The sequence below is a fragment of the Thermomonospora umbrina genome, from assembly GCF_003386555.1.
GTDB classification, from domain to species: domain Bacteria; phylum Actinomycetota; class Actinomycetes; order Streptosporangiales; family Streptosporangiaceae; genus Thermomonospora; species Thermomonospora umbrina.
This window is the reverse complement of sequence record NZ_QTTT01000001.1, coordinates 3,817,964-3,837,981: the sequence shown is the minus strand read 5'-3', so window position 1 is coordinate 3,837,981 and position 20,018 is coordinate 3,817,964. Positions and strand designations below refer to the sequence as shown.

General features: G+C 71.7%; 22 protein-coding genes. 5 read left to right on the top strand and 17 right to left on the bottom strand.

From position 1 onward, the window contains the following. Nucleotides 1–16: 16 nt before the first annotated feature. From DFJ69_RS17055 to DFJ69_RS17030, 6 genes are all read right to left on the bottom strand, one after another. Entirely contained in the window at nucleotides 17–934 is a 918-nt protein-coding gene (locus tag DFJ69_RS17055; RefSeq protein WP_116023509.1) for a lysophospholipid acyltransferase family protein, read from the bottom strand. Then, nucleotides 931–1,980, bottom strand: coding sequence for an NAD-dependent epimerase/dehydratase family protein (locus DFJ69_RS17050; RefSeq protein WP_245974434.1), 1,050 nt, complete (start codon nucleotides 1,978–1,980; stop codon nucleotides 931–933). Before DFJ69_RS17050 ends, DFJ69_RS17055 begins: the two co-directional genes overlap by 4 nt. A gap of 38 nt (nucleotides 1,981–2,018) precedes the next feature. After that, on the bottom strand, nucleotides 2,019–2,117 hold the full coding sequence (locus tag DFJ69_RS17045) for a 30S ribosomal protein bS22 (protein ID WP_012854759.1): 99 nt from the start codon (nucleotides 2,115–2,117) through the stop codon (nucleotides 2,019–2,021). 412 nt (nucleotides 2,118–2,529) lie between these two features. Next, on the bottom strand, nucleotides 2,530–2,733 hold the full coding sequence (locus DFJ69_RS17040) for a helix-turn-helix domain-containing protein (RefSeq protein ID WP_116023507.1): 204 nt from the start codon (nucleotides 2,731–2,733) through the stop codon (nucleotides 2,530–2,532). Nucleotides 2,734–2,842: 109 nt separating this feature from the next. Then, nucleotides 2,843–3,685 carry a phosphatase gene (locus tag DFJ69_RS17035; protein WP_116023506.1) on the bottom strand — a complete coding sequence of 281 codons (843 nt, stop codon included), beginning with the start codon at nucleotides 3,683–3,685 and terminating at the stop codon, nucleotides 2,843–2,845. Further along, nucleotides 3,682–4,917 (bottom strand): acetoin utilization protein AcuC, encoded by a 1,236-nt coding sequence (locus DFJ69_RS17030; RefSeq protein ID WP_116023505.1) that lies wholly within the window; start codon nucleotides 4,915–4,917, stop codon nucleotides 3,682–3,684. The genes DFJ69_RS17035 and DFJ69_RS17030 overlap by 4 nt, the downstream gene beginning before the upstream one ends. A 125-nt stretch (nucleotides 4,918–5,042) precedes the next feature. Between DFJ69_RS17030 and DFJ69_RS17025 the strand changes: the two genes are divergently transcribed. From DFJ69_RS17025 to DFJ69_RS17010, 4 genes are all read left to right on the top strand, one after another. Continuing rightward, the gene (locus tag DFJ69_RS17025) at nucleotides 5,043–6,002 is read left to right on the top strand and encodes an alpha/beta hydrolase (protein WP_116023504.1); all 960 of its coding nucleotides are present in this window, start codon (nucleotides 5,043–5,045) and stop codon (nucleotides 6,000–6,002) included. 69 nt (nucleotides 6,003–6,071) lie between these two features. Then, nucleotides 6,072–6,818 carry a translation initiation factor IF-2 gene (locus tag DFJ69_RS17020; RefSeq protein ID WP_116023503.1) on the top strand — a complete coding sequence of 249 codons (747 nt, stop codon included), beginning with the start codon at nucleotides 6,072–6,074 and terminating at the stop codon, nucleotides 6,816–6,818. A gap of 118 nt (nucleotides 6,819–6,936) precedes the next feature. Next, the gene (locus DFJ69_RS17015; protein WP_116023502.1) at nucleotides 6,937–8,073 is read left to right on the top strand and encodes a serine hydrolase domain-containing protein; all 1,137 of its coding nucleotides are present in this window, start codon (nucleotides 6,937–6,939) and stop codon (nucleotides 8,071–8,073) included. Between the two features lie 99 nt (nucleotides 8,074–8,172). Continuing rightward, the gene (locus tag DFJ69_RS17010; protein WP_116023501.1) at nucleotides 8,173–9,252 is read left to right on the top strand and encodes a serine hydrolase domain-containing protein; all 1,080 of its coding nucleotides are present in this window, start codon (nucleotides 8,173–8,175) and stop codon (nucleotides 9,250–9,252) included. Here DFJ69_RS17010 and DFJ69_RS17005 read toward each other — a convergent pair whose 3' ends face one another. The 11 genes from DFJ69_RS17005 to DFJ69_RS16955 all read right to left on the bottom strand — a co-directional run bounded on the left by DFJ69_RS17005 (nucleotide 9,253) and on the right by DFJ69_RS16955 (nucleotide 19,068). Continuing rightward, nucleotides 9,253–10,443, bottom strand: coding sequence for an ABC transporter permease (locus tag DFJ69_RS17005; protein ID WP_116023500.1), 1,191 nt, complete (start codon nucleotides 10,441–10,443; stop codon nucleotides 9,253–9,255). Then, complete coding sequence (locus DFJ69_RS17000) at nucleotides 10,440–11,138, bottom strand: ABC transporter ATP-binding protein (protein ID WP_116023499.1); 699 nt, start codon at nucleotides 11,136–11,138, stop codon at nucleotides 10,440–10,442. The genes DFJ69_RS17005 and DFJ69_RS17000 overlap by 4 nt, the downstream gene beginning before the upstream one ends. Beyond that, a complete protein-coding gene (locus DFJ69_RS16995; protein WP_170177697.1) occupies nucleotides 11,138–12,493 on the bottom strand; it encodes an efflux RND transporter periplasmic adaptor subunit in 1,356 nt (451 codons plus the stop codon). The genes DFJ69_RS17000 and DFJ69_RS16995 overlap by 1 nt, the downstream gene beginning before the upstream one ends. A 58-nt stretch (nucleotides 12,494–12,551) precedes the next feature. Further along, nucleotides 12,552–12,965, bottom strand: coding sequence for a hypothetical protein (locus tag DFJ69_RS16990; protein ID WP_147312348.1), 414 nt, complete (start codon nucleotides 12,963–12,965; stop codon nucleotides 12,552–12,554). A 60-nt stretch (nucleotides 12,966–13,025) separates the two neighbouring features. Further along, the gene (gene proC, locus DFJ69_RS16985; protein ID WP_211328986.1) at nucleotides 13,026–13,820 is read right to left on the bottom strand and encodes a pyrroline-5-carboxylate reductase; all 795 of its coding nucleotides are present in this window, start codon (nucleotides 13,818–13,820) and stop codon (nucleotides 13,026–13,028) included. A gap of 39 nt (nucleotides 13,821–13,859) precedes the next feature. Further along, complete coding sequence (locus DFJ69_RS16980; protein ID WP_116026697.1) at nucleotides 13,860–14,780, bottom strand: proline dehydrogenase family protein; 921 nt, start codon at nucleotides 14,778–14,780, stop codon at nucleotides 13,860–13,862. 50 nt (nucleotides 14,781–14,830) lie between these two features. Then, nucleotides 14,831–15,970, bottom strand: coding sequence for an LCP family protein (locus DFJ69_RS16975; RefSeq protein WP_116023495.1), 1,140 nt, complete (start codon nucleotides 15,968–15,970; stop codon nucleotides 14,831–14,833). Between the two features lie 89 nt (nucleotides 15,971–16,059). Next, nucleotides 16,060–16,794: an ABC transporter permease gene (locus tag DFJ69_RS16970; RefSeq protein ID WP_116023494.1), complete on the bottom strand. Its 735-nt coding sequence runs from the start codon at nucleotides 16,792–16,794 to the stop codon at nucleotides 16,060–16,062. Further along, nucleotides 16,791–17,540: an ABC transporter ATP-binding protein gene (locus DFJ69_RS16965; RefSeq protein WP_211328644.1), complete on the bottom strand. Its 750-nt coding sequence runs from the start codon at nucleotides 17,538–17,540 to the stop codon at nucleotides 16,791–16,793. The genes DFJ69_RS16970 and DFJ69_RS16965 overlap by 4 nt, the downstream gene beginning before the upstream one ends. Before the next feature lie 53 nt (nucleotides 17,541–17,593). After that, nucleotides 17,594–18,187: a TetR/AcrR family transcriptional regulator gene (locus DFJ69_RS16960; RefSeq protein ID WP_116023493.1), complete on the bottom strand. Its 594-nt coding sequence runs from the start codon at nucleotides 18,185–18,187 to the stop codon at nucleotides 17,594–17,596. Beyond that, on the bottom strand, nucleotides 18,187–19,068 hold the full coding sequence (locus tag DFJ69_RS16955; RefSeq protein WP_116023492.1) for a sugar phosphate isomerase/epimerase family protein: 882 nt from the start codon (nucleotides 19,066–19,068) through the stop codon (nucleotides 18,187–18,189). Before DFJ69_RS16955 ends, DFJ69_RS16960 begins: the two co-directional genes overlap by 1 nt. A 270-nt stretch (nucleotides 19,069–19,338) precedes the next feature. Here DFJ69_RS16955 and DFJ69_RS16950 point away from each other — a divergent pair, with 270 nt between their 5' ends. Beyond that, nucleotides 19,339–19,986, top strand: coding sequence for a class I SAM-dependent methyltransferase (locus tag DFJ69_RS16950; protein ID WP_245974755.1), 648 nt, complete (start codon nucleotides 19,339–19,341; stop codon nucleotides 19,984–19,986). Nucleotides 19,987–20,018: the final 32 nt, after the last annotated feature.

Genomic DNA, 20,018 nt, shown 5'->3' with positions numbered 1-20,018 from the left:
CGTCTGTGGAACGTGCTCAGAAGAACGCGGGGCCGCGCTCCAGCAGGGTGTCGTACACGAGCTGCTGAACGGTCTCGCGGACGTGGTCGGTGAGGTCGAACACCGTCATCGGGTCGTCGGCGTCCTCGGGCCCGTACCCCTCCATCGGCATCGGCTCACCGAACCGGATCAGCCACTTGGACGGCAGCGGGACCAGCCCCAGCCCGCCCAGCAGCGGGAACGTCGGCGTGAGGGGGAAGTAGGGCAGGCCCAGGGCCCGCGCGAGCGTGCGCAGCTCGGCGATCTTGGGGTAGATCTCCTCGGCGCCGACGATCGCGCAGGGGATGATCGGCGCCCCGGCCCGCAGCGCCGTCTCCACGAACCCGCCGCGGCCGAACCGCTGCAGCCGGTACCGGTCGCGGAACGGCTTGCCGACACCTTTGAAGCCCTCCGGGAAGACCCCGACCAGCTCGCCCTTGCCGAGCAGCCGGGCCGCGTCGGCCGGATGCGCCAGCGTGTGCCCGGCCTTGCGGGACAGGTGCCCCAGCACGGGCAGTTGGTAGACCAGGTCGGCGCCCAACAGCCGCAGATCGCGGTGGGCCTCGTCGTGAACGGCGATCTGGAGCATCAGGCCGTCGACGGGCAGCGTCCCGGAGTGGTTGCCGACGATCAACGCGCCGCCGGACTCGGGAACGTTCCCGACGCCGCGCACCTCGACGCGGAACCAGTGCTCGTACACCGTGCGGACGATGGGCATCAGCACGGTCTCGGTCAGCTCGGGATCGAAGCCGAACTCGTCGACCTCGTACGCCCCGGCCAGCCTGCGGCGCAGGAACCCCAGCCCGGAGGCGATCCGGGCCGCCGGGCCGTCGCGTTCGGGAGCGCGGGCCTCCGGCTTCAGGGGGATCACCGGGGCGATGTCGTCGTCGGAACGACCGTCGCGCCGCGCGTTCATCGGCCGGGACCTCCCAACCGTCCCGCCAGTTCGGCCAACCCGGCCAGCCGGTCCAGTGCCTCCAGCGGCGGGTTGTGGCCGTGCCCCCAGGTGTGGACGAAGTCGGTGAACGCCGACTCGGCCGAGTACTTGGGACGCCAGCTCAGCTCCGCCTCGAGCCTGGAGCAGTCGATCACCCGGCCGTGCATCAGCCAGCGGAGCAGCTCCGGGGAGAACCCGGAGAGCCCGGCGAACCGGCGACCGAGGTCGCCGAACAGCCGCATCGACGCCTCCGGCAACGGCACCGTGGGCCGCCCCGCCCGGCGCAACGCCTGCGAGAGCAGCAGCACGCCGTCGCCCGCCACGTTGTAGCAGCCCGGATGATCCTCCAGGGTCATCCGGCGCAGCACCTCGACCCCGTCGTCCTCGTGCACGAACTGCAGCCGGGGATCGAAGCCCAGCACGGTCGGCACCACCGGCATCCGCAGGTAGCGGGTCAGCGGCGAGTCGACGTCGGGGCCGAGGAAGTTCGCGAAGCGCAGCACCGACACCCGCAGGTCCGTCCGACGGCGCATCAGCCCCCGGACGTACCCCTCCACCTCGACCGCGTCCTTGGCGTAGCCCGACGACGGCGCCTCCGCCGGCTCGTCGGTCTCGCCGAAGACCGCCGGATCGCGCGGCGAGGAGCCGTACACCGCGGCCGACGACCGCACCACCAGCCTGCGCATGTCCGGCGAGCGCTGACACGCCGCCAGCAACTGCATGGTGCCGATGACGTTGAGTTCCTTCATCTTCGGCCGGGGACCGATCTGGGCGGTCACCAGATTGAGGTGGACCACCGTGTCGACCCGGGCCGAGGAGATCACCTCGGCGATGCCCGGTGTGCGGATGTCAACGCGGAAGAACTCGGTGCGCCCGAGCGGAACCGTGGGTGGGACCGTGTCCACGCCGATGACCCGGTCGATGCCGGGTTCGGCCTGGAGGACGCCCGCGACGCGGGCCCCCAGGAATCGGGACACCCCCGTGACGAGGACGACACGGGCGGCGGCGGAGGGCTTGGCGGACACAGCGCACCCCACCCCTCACGGCCGTGCGGCCGGTAGGTTCACTTCTTGTTGCGGCGCTGAACGCGAGTCTTCTTGAGCAGCTTGCGGTGCTTCTTCTTGGCCATCCGCTTACGGCGCTTCTTGATGACTGAGCCCACGTGACCTCACTCGTCCGGGTGTCGTGCAGGAGACGGACGCGGGGCTCCCGCACTCGAGGCTGAGGCCCACCGTCCGACGGCCAAGACTACCGCGTGTTCATTGCCTCGCTGCGCTCGGCTGCTCGCGGGCCTTTGACGCGCGGTCTTCCCTCGTCGTTTTCAAGATCGCTCCTTCGTCACGATCTTGAAAGCCTCCTCAGTCCAGACCACGCGGGCCCGCTCGCGGGTGGGGGTGGGGGTGGGCGTGGGTGGGAGCCCGCTGGGGTGGCCGGGTGGCCTTTGCCCCTGCGGGCTCGCCTTCGTGGGCCCGGTGGCCTGCACCGGGCCCTTCCGCCCCCGGCCCCGTGCCGACGGCCGCCCGCGCGACCCGGATGGCGGTGACGCTCAGCCCCGTGGGGCTCGCGTCACCGGGTCATCCGGCTTCGATGAACGCGTCGCGCAGATAGTCGTGTACGGCCTGCTCGGGTACCCGGAACGAGCGGCCCACGCGTATCGCGGGCAGCTCTCCAGAGTGGACCAGGCGGTAAACGGTCATCTTGGACACCCGCATCACCGCCGCCACTTCGGCCACTGTCAGGAACCTGACCTCGCTGAGAGGTCCCTCGCCTGAGCCCATCGGACGCCCTCTTCCACACGTGCCGCGCACCGGCCCTTCAGGTGACTTTGATCACGCACGTGTTCTTCCCCCAGCGTAAATCGTGCATCCACAGTCGCAAGAGGGGAGTTCAGGCAATCAAGCCCGCATGGGACAACAAGAACGCGGTCAGCGGCGCGTAATGCACGGGCAGCACGCCGTCGTCCAGGGGCACCGTGACCAGGATCCGACCCTCCACCTCCCCCGCGAACAGGGCGGGGTCGTTGCAGTCGGCGAATCCGACGGTGTCGATCCCGGCCTGTCCGGCGGCGCCGGCCCAGCCGTGGTCGGCGATGGCCAGATCCGGCCAGTTTCCGAATTCTTCTGCGGGGGATGGCTCGGAGGTGGTGATATTCGCCGCCAGCTCGGCCAGCATCGCCTCCATCGGGAACGGGTCGTGCGTGTGGTGCGCCCGACCGTCATCGCCGTCCAGGGCCGCGATCATGTCGTCGTGGTAGCGGATCCGCCGTCGCTGCAGCGTTCCCGCCCCCACCTCGGCGTCGTACGACCAGCCCGCCGCGGGGGTGAGGATGCGGCAGCCGCGCTCGGCGAGCGCGTGTCCGAGGGCCGTGTAGACCGGCATGAGGGTGGCGGGGTGGCCGGTGGCCATCACCACGGTCTCGCGGTCCGCGGCGGCCTTGCCGATCCGCGCGGCCATGGCCTCCAGGGCGTCGAGGGTCAGGTCGGGGTCGATGGTGTCGTCGCCGTAGAAGTGCGTGGGGTCGGGGTTGACGCCGCAGCGTTCGGCCATCATCGCGAGCACGTCGCGTTCGGTCCACGGGCGTTCGAAGGTCAGGCCGAAGAGGTAGTAGGGGTCGCCATTGGCCATCCGCCGGTAGTGCAGCAGGTTGTTCTGCCTGGGTGTGGCCACATCGCCGGCGATCATCGTGGCCACCAGGTGCTCGCGCAGCTCGTCGCGCGAGGGGACGTTCACTCCTGCGTCAGCGGATCCAGCCCGTGTTCGGGAAAGACCGCCTTGCGGGTCGCCAGGATCGCCTGGTCCACCGGATTGGCCGGGTCGTAGCCGCTCCCCCACGTGTGCACCTCCACGGTGTCGGCGCCGCGGTGCTCCGGCGGCGCGTCGGTCATCTGGCGGGGCGCGATCTCGCCGGTCCGTCGCCGGACGAACTCGCGCCACGGCTCGGGGGTCGACGCGGCCGGGTCGAGCGGCCTGCCCGCCGCCTCGGCCAGCAGGTGCGTCCACGCGCGCGGCACGACCTGGACCAGCTCGTAGCCGCCGCCCCCGGTCACGACCCAGCGTCCGCCCGCCGTCTCGTGCGCGAGCCGGTGCAGGGCGGCGTACGCGGTGCGCTGGCCGTCGACGGTCAGCATCAGGTGGGCCAGCGGGTCGAGCGTGTGGCTGTCGCAGCCGTGCTGGGTCAGCAGGATCTCGGGCCGGAAGGCGCGCAGCAGCGGGGGCACGACGGCGTGGAAGGCCCGCAGCCACGCGGCGTCACCCGTGCCCGGCGGCAGCGCCACGTTGACGGCCATGCCCTTGGCGTCGCCGGAGCCGGTCTCCTGGGGGAAGCCGGTGCCGGGGAACAGCGTCCGGGGCGTCTCGTGCAGGCTGATGGTGAGCACGCGCGGGTCGTTGTAGAAGGCCGCTTGAACGCCGTCGCCGTGGTGGACGTCCACGTCGACGTACGCGACCCGTTCGGCGCCGTTCTCCAGCAGCCAGGCGATCGCCACGGCGGGGTCGTCGTACACGCAGAAGCCGCTGGCCGACGAGCGCATCGCGTGGTGCAGGCCCCCGGCGATGTTGGCGGCGTGCGTGGTCCGGCCGTTCCACACGGCCTCCGCCGCCGCCACGGAAGCGCCGGTGACCAGCGTGGACGCCTCGTGCATGCCGGGGAAGACGGGGTTGTCGGGCGTGCCGAGCCCGTGCCTCGGATGGGGCAGCCCGGTGGCGCCCGCGTGCCGTACGGCGGCGATGTAGGCCGGGTCGTGGATCAGCTCCAGCAGCACGTCGGCGGCCGGGTCGAACTCCGTCACCTCGACGTTCGGGTGGTCGAGCACCCCGTACTCGCGGGCCAGCGCCATCGTCAGCTCCACCCGGACGGGATTGAGCGGATGCGTGGGCCCGAAGTCGTAGGAGATGAGCCTGTCGTCCCACAGGACGCGCAGGTCGCACGGCCCGGGACGGGCCACTGGCTCGGCGCTGCTCATGGGATCACGCTATCGCCCCGGGCCCGGAGAGCGCCTGACGCAGAAGTCACAGCGTGGGGCAGACGTGAATTATCCGTATAACAGGGCATGAATTAACACGAACGAAACATCTCCAGGGGGTGCCGATGAGTATGCAGAGTGCGGTCATCTCCCGCGCGTTGCGGTTCGGCCTACGACCCCTCGTCCACAGACTGCCCGGTCACACGGTCGGCATCCGCACCGCCCGCACCGCCGTCGAGGCCGCCTCGATACTGGTCGGACACCACCCGCGCGCCAAGGTCGAGGGTGTCAACGCCCCGCAGGCCGACGACGAGGACGCCCGGCCGGTCATCGGCGAGATGCTCACCCCGGAGGACGGCGCGGCCGACGACGCCGCGATCCTCTACCTGCACGGCGGCGGCTACATCGTCTGCTCGCCGCGCACGTACCGCCCGATCAGCTCCCGGCTGACCGTCGACACGGGGCTGCCCGTCTTCGTCCCCCATTACCGGCTCGCCCCGGAGCACCCGTTCCCCGCGCCGCTCGACGACGCCCTGGACGCGTACCTCTGGCTGATCGACGAGGGCTACCCGGCCGACCGCATCGTCATTGCCGGCGACTCGGCGGGCGGCCACCTGGCCGCCGCCCTGACCGGCGAGATCTGCCGCACCGGCCTCCCCTCCCCGGCGGGCCTGGTCCTGTACTCGCCGTGGGTCGACCTGACCTGCGAGCTGTCGACCGAGTGCGCGCCGCACGTCCAGGACGCCTACATCAGCATCCACACGGCCCGCCGCATCGGCCAGATGGTCATGGGCGACTTCGCCGACCCGCGCCTGGCCCTCCTGGAGTGCTCGTGGGCGGACGTCCCGCCCGTCCTCATCCAGGTCGGCGGCGACGAGATCCTCCGTCCCGAGGCCGAACGCCTCGCGCAGACCCTCCAGGACTCCGGCACGGACTGCCGCCTCCAGATCTACGAGGGCCAGATGCACGTCTTCCAGCTCCTCAACCGCGTCCTCCCGGAGGCCCGCGAGGCCATGGAGGAGACGGCGAGCTTCGTCCGCACCGTCATCGGCGACCCCGCCGACGACCCCGGCGCCGTCGCCTGACGCCTGTCGCCTTGAATCTGAGTACGAGTACGGATATGTGTCCGTTCGTCCAGGTGTGATGCTGGGCCCATGCGTCGACACCTGTGGGGCTCTCTCGCCATCGTCCTGACCTTGGGCGGTTGCGGCGCGCTGCCCTCACCGGAGGACCGCGCCGCCGACTCGGCCCAGGAGAAGGCCGGCCGCGTCCTCAAGGCCCTCTACGGCCACGGACGTGTGTGGACCGCGCAGGACATGGGACACCGCGCGTCCGAGCTCGACGACGTGGACGTCATGAAGGTGTCGGGCGAGACCACCCACGATGGCGGCGTACGAGTGGTCATCCGTGTCGAGGGCTCGGCCGGGGGCGACTCGTGGGGAAGCCCGGAGGTCATCACCGTACGGCGCTGCTACGAGCTGACGTTCAACTCCGAGACCGACTGGGAAGACACCCCGGACCAGGTCACCTGCCCCAAGGGAACACCCCTGAAGTTCGCTCCCTGGCCGAAGACACCGGAACTCCCTTCGCAAGCGCGGCTGCGCAAGGCACTCCCCCGCGTACCCAAGGGCGGAACGGTGAACGAGACGAAGGTCCGCCAAGCCGTGACCGACCTCCGCCTGGACCCCGCCATCCGCGCCGAGTACCTCACCCTGGGCAACGTCGTCGGCCTCTCCCTCACCGTCAAGCCCTACCTGGACACGGCCCTCGACTGCGTCCTGGCCCGCATCACCCCGGGCAAGACCGACGTCTTCACCCCGGCCGCCCGAATCCAACGCATGCCCGGCGAGGGCGGCTGCAGCCCCGGCAACGCGATCTCCCCCATGCCCCCACCCCACTGACCCTCACACCGGCGGCGGCAACGACGCGTCCGGGCGCCGTGGCGCCGGGCGAAAATCAGGGACAACATTGTTATATTGCGCTCTAGCGCCGGCGGTCCGCCGTCTCCACCATCGGGGTATGCGCACACTCATCGCGGCGCTCGCCGCCGGGGTGTTGGTCGTCGGGCTCACGCCAGCGGCCGTCGCCTCCGACTCGCCTCCCTCTTCCGGGCCGGACGTCATCTCGGCGATCCTGCCGTCCCACCCGCTGCGCAAGTCGCCGCAGCCGTTGCCGTTGACCCGGGCGATCCGGCCCCTGGACGTGTCGTACGAGTACGACGGCAGGCGGTACACGCTGAAGGAGTTCCTGGACCGGTCGGCGGCCTGGGGCTTCGTGGTCGTGGACGGCGAGAGCAACGAGATCGTCGGCGACCACTACTTCGCGTCGAACCCCGGGACCCGGTTCCAGTCGTGGTCGGCGTCGAAGGGGTTCGTCGGGACCGCCGTCGGCATCGCCGTGGACGAGGGGCACATCGACTCGATCGACGACCCCGTCACCAAGTACGTCCCCGAGTTGGGGACGTCCGGCTACGACGGGGTGTCCATCCGCGACGTGCTGCGGATGTCCTCGGGGATCACCTGGACCGAGCCGCTCAACATCCCGCCCGTCCACCTGGGCGCGGCGGCGGGAATCCCCGTCACCGAGTTCGCCAAGCGCCGGCGGCGCGGCTGGGAGCCGGGCAGCAGGTTCGAGTACAGCGGCATGAACTCGTTCGTGCTGGCCTGGCTGATCGGCAAGGCGACCGGCAGGCCGTTCTACCGCTACGTCGAGGAGAAGATCTGGCACCCGGCCGGGATGGCCAGCGACGCCGTCATCAGCCGCGATCACCACGGCAACGACCTCGGTTACTGCTGTTTCATGGCCACCGTCGAGGACTATTCGCGGCTGGGGCTGCTCTACCTCAACAACGGGCGGGCCGGCGGGCGGCAGGTGGTGTCGGAGTCCTGGGTGCGGGAGTCGACCCGGCCGTCGGCGCCGTTCAACGAGCCCGACTTCGAGAACGACGACACCGGCTACGGGCTCCATTGGTGGCTCGGCGGCGGCTCGCACGGCGACTACCTGGCCTCCGGGTTCGCCGGACAGAAGATCTACGTTTCGCCCCGGCACGGTGTCGTGATCGCCAAGTCGACCCTCGCCACGGTGCTCACCTCCGATTCCGAACAGTTGGTCGCCTTCCGGGCGATCGCGGCGGCCGTCGCCGCCTCCCGGGGCTGACCGGCCCGCCGCAACGCCATGAGCGCCGGGCCTCGGACGCCGAAACGGCCCCGAGGCCCACGCCGACCACACCCGAACGTCGAACCCCTGGAGCACCCGATGCGTCGTGTCCTCATCTCGCTCGTCCTGGCCCCCGCGCTCGCGCTGAGCGTCGTGGCCGTGCCCACTGCCGGAGCGGAGGTGTCGCGCAGCGCCTTGTTGAACCGCGACCCGCTTCGGCCGTCGTCCGACCCCGTGGAGTTGGTGAACGCCCAGCGCCCGCTGGACGTGACGTACGACCACGGAGGGCAGACGCGCACGCTGCCCGACTATCTCGAACGGGCGGCCCAGGGCTTCGTGGTCCTGGACGGAAACAAGATCGTCAACGAGTGGTACGCGCCCGGCCGTTCGCCGAGCACCCTGTTCCAGACGTGGTCCATCGCCAAGGCGTTCACCGCGCACGCCATCGGCATCGCGCACACGGAGGGAGCGATCCGTTCCCTGGACGACACGGTCGGGGCGTACGTGCCCGAGCTCGCCGATCGCCCGTTCGGAGCGGTCACGATCCGCAACCTGCTGCACATGACCTCGGGCATCAAGTGGAATTCGAGCGTCGACGACTACTGGCTGCAGCTCCTGGCGGGCACCGGCCTGGTCTCGACCCTGCAGTACGCGGCCCGGCAGTCCGGCGACGTGCCACAGGGCAGCGCCTACAACTACAACAGCCTCAACAGCGCCGTGCTCGCCCTCGTACTGGAACGGGCGACGCGCCGGCCGTACCACCAGTACGTCCAGGACAAGATCTGGGGACCGGCCGGAATGGCCGCCGGGGCCTTCGTCGGCAACGACCTGCACGGCAACGCGCTGGGCTACTGCTGCTACCACGCCCAGAACCGCGACCTGGCCCGGTACGGCCTGCTCATGCTCAACGGCGGGCGCGCGAACGGACGCCAGGTGCTCCCCACCTCCTGGCTCGACTACGCGTCCATCCCCACCCCGGTCCAGCCCGACCACAACATCGTGAGCGTGCTCGACGGCACGGAGGGCTACTGGAACGGAGGCTTCGGCGGTCAGATGCTCTACATGTCGACCAAGCACCGCGTCGTCATCGTCAAGACGACCCTCTTCAGCACCGTCGATGAGGCGGAGACCCTGACGGTCATGCGCGCCGTCGCCGCCGAGGTCGCGGCCACCCGCTGATCACTCCGTCCGCAGCGCCGTGACCGGGTCGAGCCGGCCGGCGCGGCGGGCGGGGACCACGCCGAAGAAGACGCCGACGGCGGCCGAGACGGCGAAGGCGAGGGTCGGCGACCACCAGGCGATGGTGGCGGGCACCGGGGAGAGCGCGGAGATGGTGAGGGCGGCGGAGACGCCCAGGGCTATGCCCACGGCGCCGCCCAGGGAGGTCAGGAGAACGGCCTCGGTGAGGAACTGGGTGAGGATGTCGCGCTGGCGGGCTCCCAGGGCCTTGCGGAGGCCGATCTCCCGGGTGCGCTCTCGTACGCCGACCAGCATGATGTTGGAGACCCCCACGCCGCCGACCAGCAGGGAGATGGCGGCGATGGCGGCCAGGACGCCGGTGAGGGCGCCCAGGACGGTGCCGATGGTGCCGAGGAGCTGGGTCTGGGTGATGGCGGAGAAGCGTTCACCGGGATAGCGGCGTTCCAGGGCGTCCACGACCTCGTCCTGGAGGCGCGGGATGGCCTCGGCGGAGGAGGCGCGCAGGGCCATGAAGTCGATGCGGTCGACGCCCAGGAGGCGCTGGACGGTGGTCACCGGCATGTGCAGCTCGGTGTCGCGGGTCTGGCCGAACGCCTGGCCGACCTCCTCGAAGACGCCGATCACGCGGAAGCGGGTGCCGCCCGCGACGGCGATCTGGCGGCCCACCGGGTCGACGTCGCCGAAGATGTCCTCGGCGGTGCGGGAGCCCAGGACGACGACGCGGCGGCGGGTCTCGACGTCGATCTCGCTGAGGTAGCGGCCCCCGGCGCGCAGCGGGCGGTCGAAGACGTCGCGCATGGCCTCGTTGGTGCCCACGATGGAGGCGTACGACTGGTTCCGGCCGGCGCGGACGGGCTCGCCGGAGGTGAGGGTCACCGCGATCTCGGCGTCCTCGCCGAGCGTGCGGTGCAGGTACTCGACGTCGTCGAGGCGCATCCGGCTGACGGTCGGGGCGCTGCCGAACGAGAACTCTCCGGGCGAGACCAGGATGATGTTGGAGCCGAGGCCCTCGATCTCCCGTTCCACCAGGTCGCGGGCGCCGCCGCCGATGGCGACCAGGACGACCACGGCGGCCACGCCGATCACGACGCCGAACATGGTCAGGACGCTGCGCAGCCGGTTGACCCGCAGGGCGTCCAACGCCACGCGGAAGCTCTCGGCGATCCTCACGAGGACGCGCCCGTGTCGAGTTCGATGAGGCCGTCGCGGATGTGGATCTGGCGGCGGGTGCGTGCGGCGATGTCGGGCTCATGGGTGACCAGCACGATCGCCACGCCCTGCTCGGCGTTGAGGTGGGCCAGCAGATCCATGACCTCGTGGCCGGTGGTGGTGTCGAGGTTTCCGGTGGGCTCGTCGGCCAGCACCACGCGGGGGTCGCCCACCAGGGCGCGGGCGATCGCGACGCGCTGCTGCTCGCCGCCGGAGAGCTGGCTGGGCCGGTGGTCGAGCCGGTGCCGGAGACCGACCCTGGTCAAGGCCTCGGTGGCGCGCCGTCGCCGTTCGCCGCGCGCGACGCCCCGGTAGACCAGCGGCAGCGCCACGTTGTCGCGAGCACTCGTCCGGGCGAGGAGCTGGAACGACTGGAACACGAAGCCGACACGGCGGTTGCGCAGTTCGGCCAACTCCGACTCCGACAGCTCGGAGACGTTGCGTCCGGCGACGCGCAGCACGCCTCCGGTGGGCCGGTCGAGGCAGCCCAGGAGGTGCATGAGGGTGGACTTGCCCGACCCCGAGGGCCCGACGATGCTGGCGAACTCGCCCTCCTCGATGCGCAGGTCAACGCCGCGCAGCGCCGAGACCGCGACACCCTCCATCGTGTACGTGCGGGTGACGTCGATCGCCTCCAGGGCGGCGGGGGCGTCCATCACTCCGGCAGCTCCTGGCCGTCCTTGACGGAGCCCGCGCCGCGCACGACGATGCGTTCGCCGACCCGAAGCCCCGAGGCGACCTGAACGAGCGCGTCGCTCTGAGCGCCGACCCGGATCACCCGCCGTCGCGCCCGCCCGGCGGAGAACACCCACACGGTGCTGTCGCGGCCGCTGGTGAGCACGGCGGAGGACGGGATCGAGACCGTGTCGCTGACCTCGCGGACCCGCAGATCGGCCACCGCGCTCATGCCGGGCTTGGGCCAGGGCGCCTCCGACCCGTCGGTGCCCGCGCCGCGTTCGAGGCGGAGCGTGACCCGGTACGTCACGCCGCCGCCGGTGGACTCCTTGGGGCTCACGCCCACGGCGGTGACGACCGCCGGGTAGGTCGCCCCCTCGACGGCGTCCAATTCGACCTCGGCCTTGACACCCGGCCTCACCTTGAGGATGTCGGTCTCGTCCACGTCGGCGGCGACGGTCAGCTCGGAGACGTCGGTGACCGTCACCACCGCGCCGCCCGACCCGATGGGCGCGCCCTGGGCCACGGAGGCGGGGTCGGTCGGGCCCCCACCGCCGCCGAGCGCGCCCAGGGCCCCGGCCTGTCCTTGGAGCTGTGGAGGGAGTTGGTCCGCCAGGTCGCCCAGGCCACCGCCACCGCCGCCGCTCGCCGGGCCGCCGAGGCTGACCACACCGTCGAACGGGGCCTTGATGGTGAGGCCCCGTACGGCCTGCTCGGCGGTCCGGACCGCCGCCCTGGTCTGGACGCGCTGGGCGGCGGTGATGGAGGTCATCGCCGAGCTGACGCTGCCGAGGCCCGCGTTCAGCCGTATCACGGCGGCACGGGCCGCAGCGGCCGCCGTGGCGTACTGGGCCTCGGCCTTGGCGATCTCGGCGAGGACGCGGGCGCGCTGCCGGGGGTCGGGGATCCGGGCGGCCGCCTGACGGGCGGTGCGGAAGCCCCGCCGGGCGACGCCGTCGGCCCCCTGCTGGAAGCCCCCCAGGTCGATGCCCGACGGCACGGAGGCCCCGCCGGCGAGGCCGGCGTCGGCGTCGCGGGCCTGGCGGAGCCGTTCCCTGGCCTGCGGTGAGTCGATCTCGACGAGGGTCTCGCCCTCGCGGACGCGGTCGCCGTCCTTGACGTGGAGCCGCGTGATGACACCCTCCGCCGGGGACCGGAGCGTCGCCGTCGCACGCGCCGCGACCGTGCCGGGCGCCTCGACCACCTCGGCCACGTCGGCGAGGGTCACCGTGCCGAGGCGCACCCGCCCCGGCCCTTCACCCCCACTGCACGCGCTGAGTGCCGTCGCGATCAGCACACCGGTCAGGACGAGCGGGATATACCGTCGCTGAGCCACCCTCGCATCGTAAAAAGCGGACATATGCCGCCGACTCCCCCGAGCGACCGAGATGCCCCTACTCCCGGGGGATCACGCGGGTGCGCTCCAGGAGGAGCCCGGCCGACGCGGCCAGGGCGGCGACACCCTCGCCGACCAGGCTGATCGTCTTCTCGGGGTACCAGACGGGCTCGTGCATCGCCGGCAGCGGGCCCAGCGCCCCCACGTCGACGTGGTAGTAGAACAACAGCGCGCCGACCGCACCGGCCGCCACCACGAAGGCGACCGCGTACGTCCATCGCCGCGTCCGCACCAGCACCGCCACGGCCGCCACCGCCGCCACGACCGCCTGGACGCGGAACAGCGTGTCGCCGCCGATGACGCCGCCCTCGATCGCCGCCAGGTCCGGCGCGTACGTCCAGTGGACGACGGCGTCGACGATCAGCCCCGCCGCCGTGAGCGTCGGGAGGAGCACCCGGAGAAGAATTCCCATACCCCCATCACGGGAACGGGCCCCCTTCGGATCAACCGACCGGGCCCGTCGTCCGGAACGTCAGCCCTCGGCCAGCTCCCGGCCCCGGTTGCGGGCCGCCTCGATCGCCTCCAGCACCGCCGCGCGGACGCCGTGGCGCTCCAGCTCGCGGATCGCGGCGATGGTCGTCCCGCCCGGCGAGGTCACCGCCTCGCGCAGCAGCACCGGGTGCTCCCCGGAGTCGCGCAGCATGACGGCCGCCCCGACCGCCGACTGGATCACCATCTCGAGCGCGGCGGCGCGCGGCATGCCCAGCAGGATGCCCGCGTCCACCATCGCCTCGACCAGGTAGTAGAAGTACGCCGGCCCGCTGCCCGACAGCGCCGTCGCGCCGTCCTGGAGCGACTCGGGGATGCGCAGCACCTTGCCGACCGGAGACAGCAGCTCCTCGGTCAGCCCGAGGTGCTCCTCGGACGCGTGGGAGCCCGCCGACACCACGCTCATGGCCTCGTCGACGAGCACCGGCGTGTTGGACATGACGCGGACGACCGGGACGTCGTCGGGCAGCCGCTCCTCGATGAACCCGGTGGTGATGCCCGCCGCCATCGAGATGACCAGCCGGCCCGGCGAGACGTGCGGCCGCAGCTCGTCCAGCAGCGCGCCCATGTCCTGCGGCTTGACCGCCAGGATCAGGGTGCCGGCCGTCTTGGCGGCCTCGGCGTTGGTGACGACCTCGACGCCGTACCGCTCGCGCAGCAGCGCGCCGCGCTCCGCACGACGGGCGGTCACCACCAGTTCGCCGGGACGGCGACCGGCCCGGAGCACCCCGGACAGCAGCGCCTCGCCCATCTTGCCCGCACCGAGGATCGCGATCAGTTCAGCCACGTGCCCAGCCTAGCGAGCACCCCGCGCGCCTCAGGTCCGGGTCGTGAACGAGCGCAGCACGAAGGCCAGGTTGGCGGGGCGCTCGGCCATCCGCCGCATCGCGTAGCCGTACCACTCCCGCCCGTACGGGACGTACACGCGGACCTGCGCGCCCATCCCCGCCAGGCGGCTCTGCTCGGCGGAGCGGATGCCGTACAGCATCTGGTACTCGAAGCCGCCGGGCGCCCGGTCGTGCAGCACGGCCAGCGCGCCCGCGATCTCGATGAGGCGCGGGTCGTGGGTGGCCAGCATCGGGTAGCCGGGGCCCGCCATCAGCACCTTCATGCAGCGGACGTACGACTTGTCGATGTCGGCCCGCGCGGAGTAGGCGACGTCGCTCGGAGCGGCGTAGGCCCCCTTGCACAGCCGTACGCGGGACCCCTCGTACGCCAGCTCGGCGCAGTACTCCTCGGAGCGCCGCAGGTACGACTGGATGACGGCGCCCGTCCTCGGGTGGTCGCGCCGCAACTCCCGGAGGATGCGCAACGTGGAGGCGACCGTGGTGTGGTCCTCCATGTCGAGCGTGACGGTCGTGCCCGCCGTCTCGGCCGCCGCGCAGATCCGGCGGGCGTTCTCCACGGCGAGGCCCTCGTCGAGCGCCCGCCCCACCGCCGACAGCTTCACCGACACCTCGGCACGGTCGCCGAGCCCCTGGGAGCCGAGCCGGTCCAGCAGGGACAGGTAGTCCGTGACGACCGCCTCGGCGTGGGAGGGCTCGGTGGTGTCCTCGCCCAGGTGGTCGATGGTGACGAGGCGTCCGTCACCGGTGAGGCTCAGGGTGACGTCCAGGACGTCGTCCACCTCACCGCCTGCGATGAACCGGCGGACGACCCCTTGGGCGAACGGCGCGGTCTCCATCGCCCTACGGACACCGTTACTGCGGGACGCGGCCAACAGAACCTGACGGAACACGTGCGGCAACCCCTTTCCACCACCCAGGGTAAGCACCGCCCTGCGCCGGGCTAGGAGACGGTGCCCACGCTGTTGGCTCCCCCGTGCCGCTCGACGTATTCGGCGATCTCGGCGCTGCGGACGGAGTCGTACAGGGACTTGGCCTTGGCCTCGTCGAGGAGGACCACGCTCTGCTTGCCCCGCCACGCCGGGCCCTTGTTGGGGACGGTGAGGAACGTGATGTCGGAGCCCCGGACACCGCGCATGCTGATGGCCAGGGAGCGCAGGTCGCCGGCGGACACCGACTCGTCCACGCTGATGGACTTGGTGAACGCCGACATGAAGCGGTCCAGCTTGAGCGGGTTGCTGATGGTGCCGCCCTCGGCCGCCTTCTGGATGACGGCGCGCAGGAACGCCTGCTGACGCTTGATGCGGTCGAAGTCGCCGTTGGGCAGCTCCTTGCGCTGGCGGACGAACATCAGGGCCTTGTCGCCGTCGAGGTGGTTCTTGCCGGCGTGCCAGGTGATGTTGCTGTGCTGGTCGTAGACGGTCTTCGCGACGTGCACGTCCACGCCGCCGAGCGCGTCGGTCATGGACTTGAACCCGTTGAAGTCGATCGCGCCGAAGTGGTCGACGCGGACGCCGGTCAGGTCCTCCACGGTCTCGATCAGCAGCGGCGGGCCCCCGTACGAGAACGCGGCGTTGATCTTCTGAACGCCGTGACCGGGCACCGGCACCCAGGAGTCGCGGGGGAAGGAGATCACGTACGCCTTGTCCCGGTCGGCGGGCAGGTGCAGCAGCATCAGCGTGTCGGAACGCTGCTGCCCCGGCTTCCACAGGTCGCCGTCATCGCCGGTGGTGGCGCTCTCGACGCGCGTGTCGGAGCCGACCAGCAGCCAGTTCTCGGTGCCGACCACGTTGGGCCCGGGACGCCCCTCCTCGGCGGGCATCACGCCGGGCAGCCGGTCGATGTTCCCGTTGTACGACGCCTGCCGCCACCAGACCAGGGACACGATCCCCAGCACGATCAGCATCACGAACACCAGCACCGACCACAGCACCCGCCGCCGACGCCGCCTGCGGGTCTGCCGGGCGGCGTCGTCGCCGGCCTCCCCGGCCCCCTCTGCGGGAACGTCGTCCGTCCGCACGGCACCGACGGCACCGGACGTGTCGTCGTGCTCCGCGTTGTCCTCAGAGGGCTGCGTGCTCATGGCGCGGAGTTTACGGGCTCACGGCCCCGTCCGCCTGCAGGGCGAGCGCGAGGGCGGGCCCGCACGCCCTCATGCCGGGGGCGCTGCCCTCAGGGAGTGCGTCGGCGCAGGGTGGCGGCGCCCAGGCCGAGGGCGAGCACCGCGCAGCCGGCGATCACCACGATGTCGCGCACGAGCGTGCCGGTGACGCCGGACTCGCGGGTGACCTGTTGCATCGCCTCCACGGCGTACGACAGGGGCAGCGCGTTGGAGATCGCCTCCAGCCAGCCCGCCATCCGGTCGCGCGGCACGAACAGCCCGCACAGCAGCGCCTGCGGCAGCACGAACGCGGGCAGCAACTGGACGGCCTGGAACTCCGTCCGGGCGAAGGCGCTGGCGAACAGGCCGAGGGCCACCCCCAGCAGCGCGTTCAGCAGGGCGGCCACCACCAGCATGACCACCGAGCCGGACAGGTCCAGGCCCAGCCAGGTCAGCGAGATGGTCAGCACGACGCCGACCTGCACCAGGGCCACCAGCCCGAACGCCAGCGCGTACCCGAGCAGCAGGTCGAGCCTGCCCGGCGGCAGGGTCATCAGCCGTTCCAGGGTGCCGCTCGCCCGCTCCCGCAGCGTGCCGACCCCGGCCACCGTGAACATGATCACGAACGGGAACACGCCCAGCAGCATCGGCCCCACCCGGTCGAACAGCGCCGGGTCGTCGAACACGTACCGCAGCAGGATCATCAGCACCGTCGGGACCCCGACGATCAGGCCCACCGTGCGGTGGTCGTGGCGGAGCTGGCCGAGGATGCGGCGCATCGTGGCCAGCGTGACGGAGACGCTCATCGCGAACCCACTCCCTCTCGGCCGGCGATCAGTCGGAGGAAGACCTCCTCCAGATCGTCGACGCCGGCACGGGCGCGCAGCGCGGCGGGCGTGTCGTCGGCGAGGATCTCGCCCTCGCGCATCAACAGCAGACGCTCGCAGCGGCCCGCCTCGTCCATGACATGGCTGGAGACCAGCAGCGTGGTGCCCCTGGAGGCCAGCTCGTTGAACAGATGCCACAGCTCCTGGCGCAGCACCGGGTCCAGACCCACGGTGGGCTCGTCCAACACCACCAGCTCGGGCGCGCCGAGCAGGGCGACCGCGAGGCTGGCCCGGCTGAGCTGCCCGCCGGACAGCGTGCCGGCCACCTGGTCGCGGTGTCGCCCGAGGCCGACCTCGTCGACGACCCGGTCGACCTCCCGGCGCACGGCGCCGCGCGGTACGCCCAGGACCGAGGCGAAGTACCGCAGGTTCTCCTGAACGGTCAGGTCGAGGTAGACGGCCGGGCTCTGGGTCGCGTACCCGACCGTGCGGCGCAGCTCCGGGCTCCCGGCCGGGCGGCCGAGCACCTGCACGGTGCCGCTCTCGACGATCTGCACGCCGACGAGCGCCCGCATCAGCGTGGTCTTCCCGCACCCGCTGGGGCCCAGCAGCCCGACCACGGACCCGCGCGGCACGTCGAAGCCGACACCGCGCAGGACCTCCCGGCCGCCCCGTCGGACCCGCAGGTCGCGGACGCTCACCGCCGTGGAACTCGAACTCATCATGTGTTGAATTTATGTCGCCGCGAAGGCCCCGTCAAGACGTCGCGGAGGGATCCTCAGACCTCGTCGAAGTGCCGCTGCAGCGTCGGGGCCAGCAGCTCCACCAGCTCCTCGCGGGTCGCCGAGGCGATCGGTTCGACCCCCAGCACGTACCGCAGCATGGCGACGCCGATGAGCTGCCCGATGGCGGCCTCGATCCGGATCGGCGGGATCCGGAAGGTCTCGGTGGCCGGGGTCAGCAGCGTCGCCTGGACGAACTGCCGCATCATCGTGGCCACCCGCTCGTTCGTCATCGCCGAGCGCAGTACGGCCAGCAGCGGCGTACGGCTGGCGGGGTCCTCCCAGACGTCCAGGAACGTCCGGGCCAGCGCCACGCCCAACTCGTCCCGGGACCCGACCTCGGCGACCCGGGACACGATCACCGCCGGGTCGATCGGGAACTCCATCGCCGCCACGAAGACGCCCTGCTTGCCGCCGAAGAAGTGGTGCACCAGCGCCGGGTCCACCTCCGCCTCGCGGGCGATCCCGCGCAGCGAGGCCCCGTCGTACCCCTTCTCGGCGAACAGTCGGCGGGCGCAGGCGAGGATCCGCTCACGGGTCTCCGTCGGGCCCGGGCGCCGCCCGGGCCGGCCCGTACGGGGAGAGGCCATCAGTGGGCGCCCCGGCGGGTCACCTCTCCGGCCGGGGTGACCTCCCACGTGCGGTCGGCGGCGGCCAGGTGCAGCCGGGTGAACGCCAGCGCCTCGGCCAGATCCTCCAGCCGCTCGGCCCGGCTCGCGGCCCGGCGGGTGTTGACCTCCAGCACGATGTGCCCCCGGAACCCGTCGTCGGCCAGCTTCTCCAGCACCGCGTCGCACGGCTGACCGCCCCGGCCCGGCACCAGGTGCTCGTCCTTGTTGGTCACGCCGATGCCGTCGGCCAGATGAACGTGTCGCAGCCGGTCGCCGAGGTCCTCGGCCATCTCCAGCGCGTCCGAGCCCGACACCGCCGTGTGCGACAGGTCCAGCGTCACGTGCGGGAAGTCCTGGTCGAGCGGGTTCCAGTCGGGGGCGTACATGCCGACCTCGGCGCCGCGCGCCCGCACCGGGAACATGTTCTCCACGGCGAAGACGACGTCGGTCTCCTCCTGCATGCGCGCCAGGCCCTCGACGAACTCGCGGGCGTACTCGCGCTGCCAGCGGAACGGCGGGTGGACGACCACCACCTCGGCCCCCAGCTCCTCGGCGACCTCCTTGGAGCGCACCAACTTGCCCCACGGCTCACGGCCCCACACCCGCTGGGTCAGCAACAGGCAGGGCGCGTGGATCGACTTGATCGGGACCTGGTGGTAGTCCGACAGCCGGCGCAGGACGTTGAGGTCCTGCGAGGCGGCGTCGGTGGCGACCATGACCTCGACGCCGTCGTAGCCCAGCGCGGCCGCGATCTCGAAGGCGCTGGGCACCTTCTCCGGGTAGACCGAGGCGGTCGAGAGCGTCACCGGGGCGTCGGAAAGCCTGAGCCCGGGTACTGCGCCGTGGTCCTGCGGAGTCACTGCTCCCTCGCCATGTTGCTCGCTCAATGCCTCTCCGGTGAGCGCCGGCCGGTGCACGCTGAATTGAACAATGCTGCCCGGCGGACCGGCACCGTGCAACGCTCATGGTATGCGTGGGCGTGGCACGCCATGGCCGCCCCCGCCGATGACCTGCGCGACACCCCGCCGGCCCCGCTACCCTCGGCGCTCGTGGCCGAGATCGCTGCGGGCGCCGTGCCCAGCCCCAACATCTGGAACTCTCCCCAGGTCTACGAGGTGGAGAACCGCGCCGTGGACCCCGACGGGGTGCTGGAGGCGGCGATGCGCCGGATCCGTCCCTGGGACGGCGCCACCGTGCTGGACCTCGGCTGCGGCACCGGCTTCCACCTGCCGTTCTTCGCCCGGGAGGCGGCCCGGGTGATCGGCGTGGAGCCGCACGCGGCGCTGGCGGCGGCGGCCGGCCGGCGGGTCCGCGACCTCCCGAACGTCACCGTGCGTGTCGGCACCGCCCAGCGGATCCCGCTGCCGGACGCCTCGGTGGACGTGGTCCACGCCCGGTGGGCGTACTTCTTCGGGCCCGGCTGCGAGCCGGGACTGGCCGAGCTGCGCCGGGTCCTGCGCCGCGGCGGGGCCGCCATGATCATCGACAACGACGCGACCCGCTCCACCTTCGGCGGCTGGTTCCGCCGCTGGCTGACCTCGTACGACGCCGAGTCCGTGGAACGCTTCTGGGCCGCCCAGGGCTTCTCCCGCGAGCCGCTGCTGACGCGCTGGTCGTTCCAGAACCGCGACGACCTGGCCGCCGTCCTCCGCATCGAGTTCCCGGCGGACCTGGCGGACGCCTTCCTCGCCGAACACCCGGGATGCGAGGTCGACTACGCGATCAACCTCTGGTGGCGTGTGTACGGCCTCGCTCCGCTCGGCGGCTCGCGGGCCTGACACGCGCGGTCTTCCCTCGTCGCTTTCAAGAT

What these genes read in the sequence shown, in the direction of transcription:
- DFJ69_RS17010 (WP_116023501.1), top strand. Translation starts at nt 8,173, where the DNA reads ATGCGTCGTGTCCTCATCTCGCTCGTCCTGGCCCCCGCGCTCGCGCTG.
- DFJ69_RS17055 (WP_116023509.1), bottom strand. Translation starts at nt 934, where the DNA reads ATGAACGCGCGGCGCGACGGTCGTTCCGACGACGACATCGCCCCGGTG.
- DFJ69_RS17015 (WP_116023502.1), top strand. Translation starts at nt 6,937, where the DNA reads ATGCGCACACTCATCGCGGCGCTCGCCGCCGGGGTGTTGGTCGTCGGG.
- DFJ69_RS17030 (WP_116023505.1), bottom strand. Translation starts at nt 4,917, where the DNA reads ATGAGCAGCGCCGAGCCAGTGGCCCGTCCCGGGCCGTGCGACCTGCGC.
- DFJ69_RS16990 (WP_147312348.1), bottom strand. Translation starts at nt 12,965, where the DNA reads ATGGGAATTCTTCTCCGGGTGCTCCTCCCGACGCTCACGGCGGCGGGG.
- DFJ69_RS16960 (WP_116023493.1), bottom strand. Translation starts at nt 18,187, where the DNA reads ATGGCCTCTCCCCGTACGGGCCGGCCCGGGCGGCGCCCGGGCCCGACG.
- DFJ69_RS17040 (WP_116023507.1), bottom strand. Translation starts at nt 2,733, where the DNA reads ATGGGCTCAGGCGAGGGACCTCTCAGCGAGGTCAGGTTCCTGACAGTG.
- DFJ69_RS16965 (WP_211328644.1), bottom strand. Translation starts at nt 17,540, where the DNA reads ATGATGAGTTCGAGTTCCACGGCGGTGAGCGTCCGCGACCTGCGGGTC.
- DFJ69_RS17025 (WP_116023504.1), top strand. Translation starts at nt 5,043, where the DNA reads ATGAGTATGCAGAGTGCGGTCATCTCCCGCGCGTTGCGGTTCGGCCTA.
- DFJ69_RS17000 (WP_116023499.1), bottom strand. Translation starts at nt 11,138, where the DNA reads ATGGACGCCCCCGCCGCCCTGGAGGCGATCGACGTCACCCGCACGTAC.
- DFJ69_RS17020 (WP_116023503.1), top strand. Translation starts at nt 6,072, where the DNA reads ATGCGTCGACACCTGTGGGGCTCTCTCGCCATCGTCCTGACCTTGGGC.
- DFJ69_RS16970 (WP_116023494.1), bottom strand. Translation starts at nt 16,794, where the DNA reads ATGAGCGTCTCCGTCACGCTGGCCACGATGCGCCGCATCCTCGGCCAG.
- DFJ69_RS16975 (WP_116023495.1), bottom strand. Translation starts at nt 15,970, where the DNA reads ATGAGCACGCAGCCCTCTGAGGACAACGCGGAGCACGACGACACGTCC.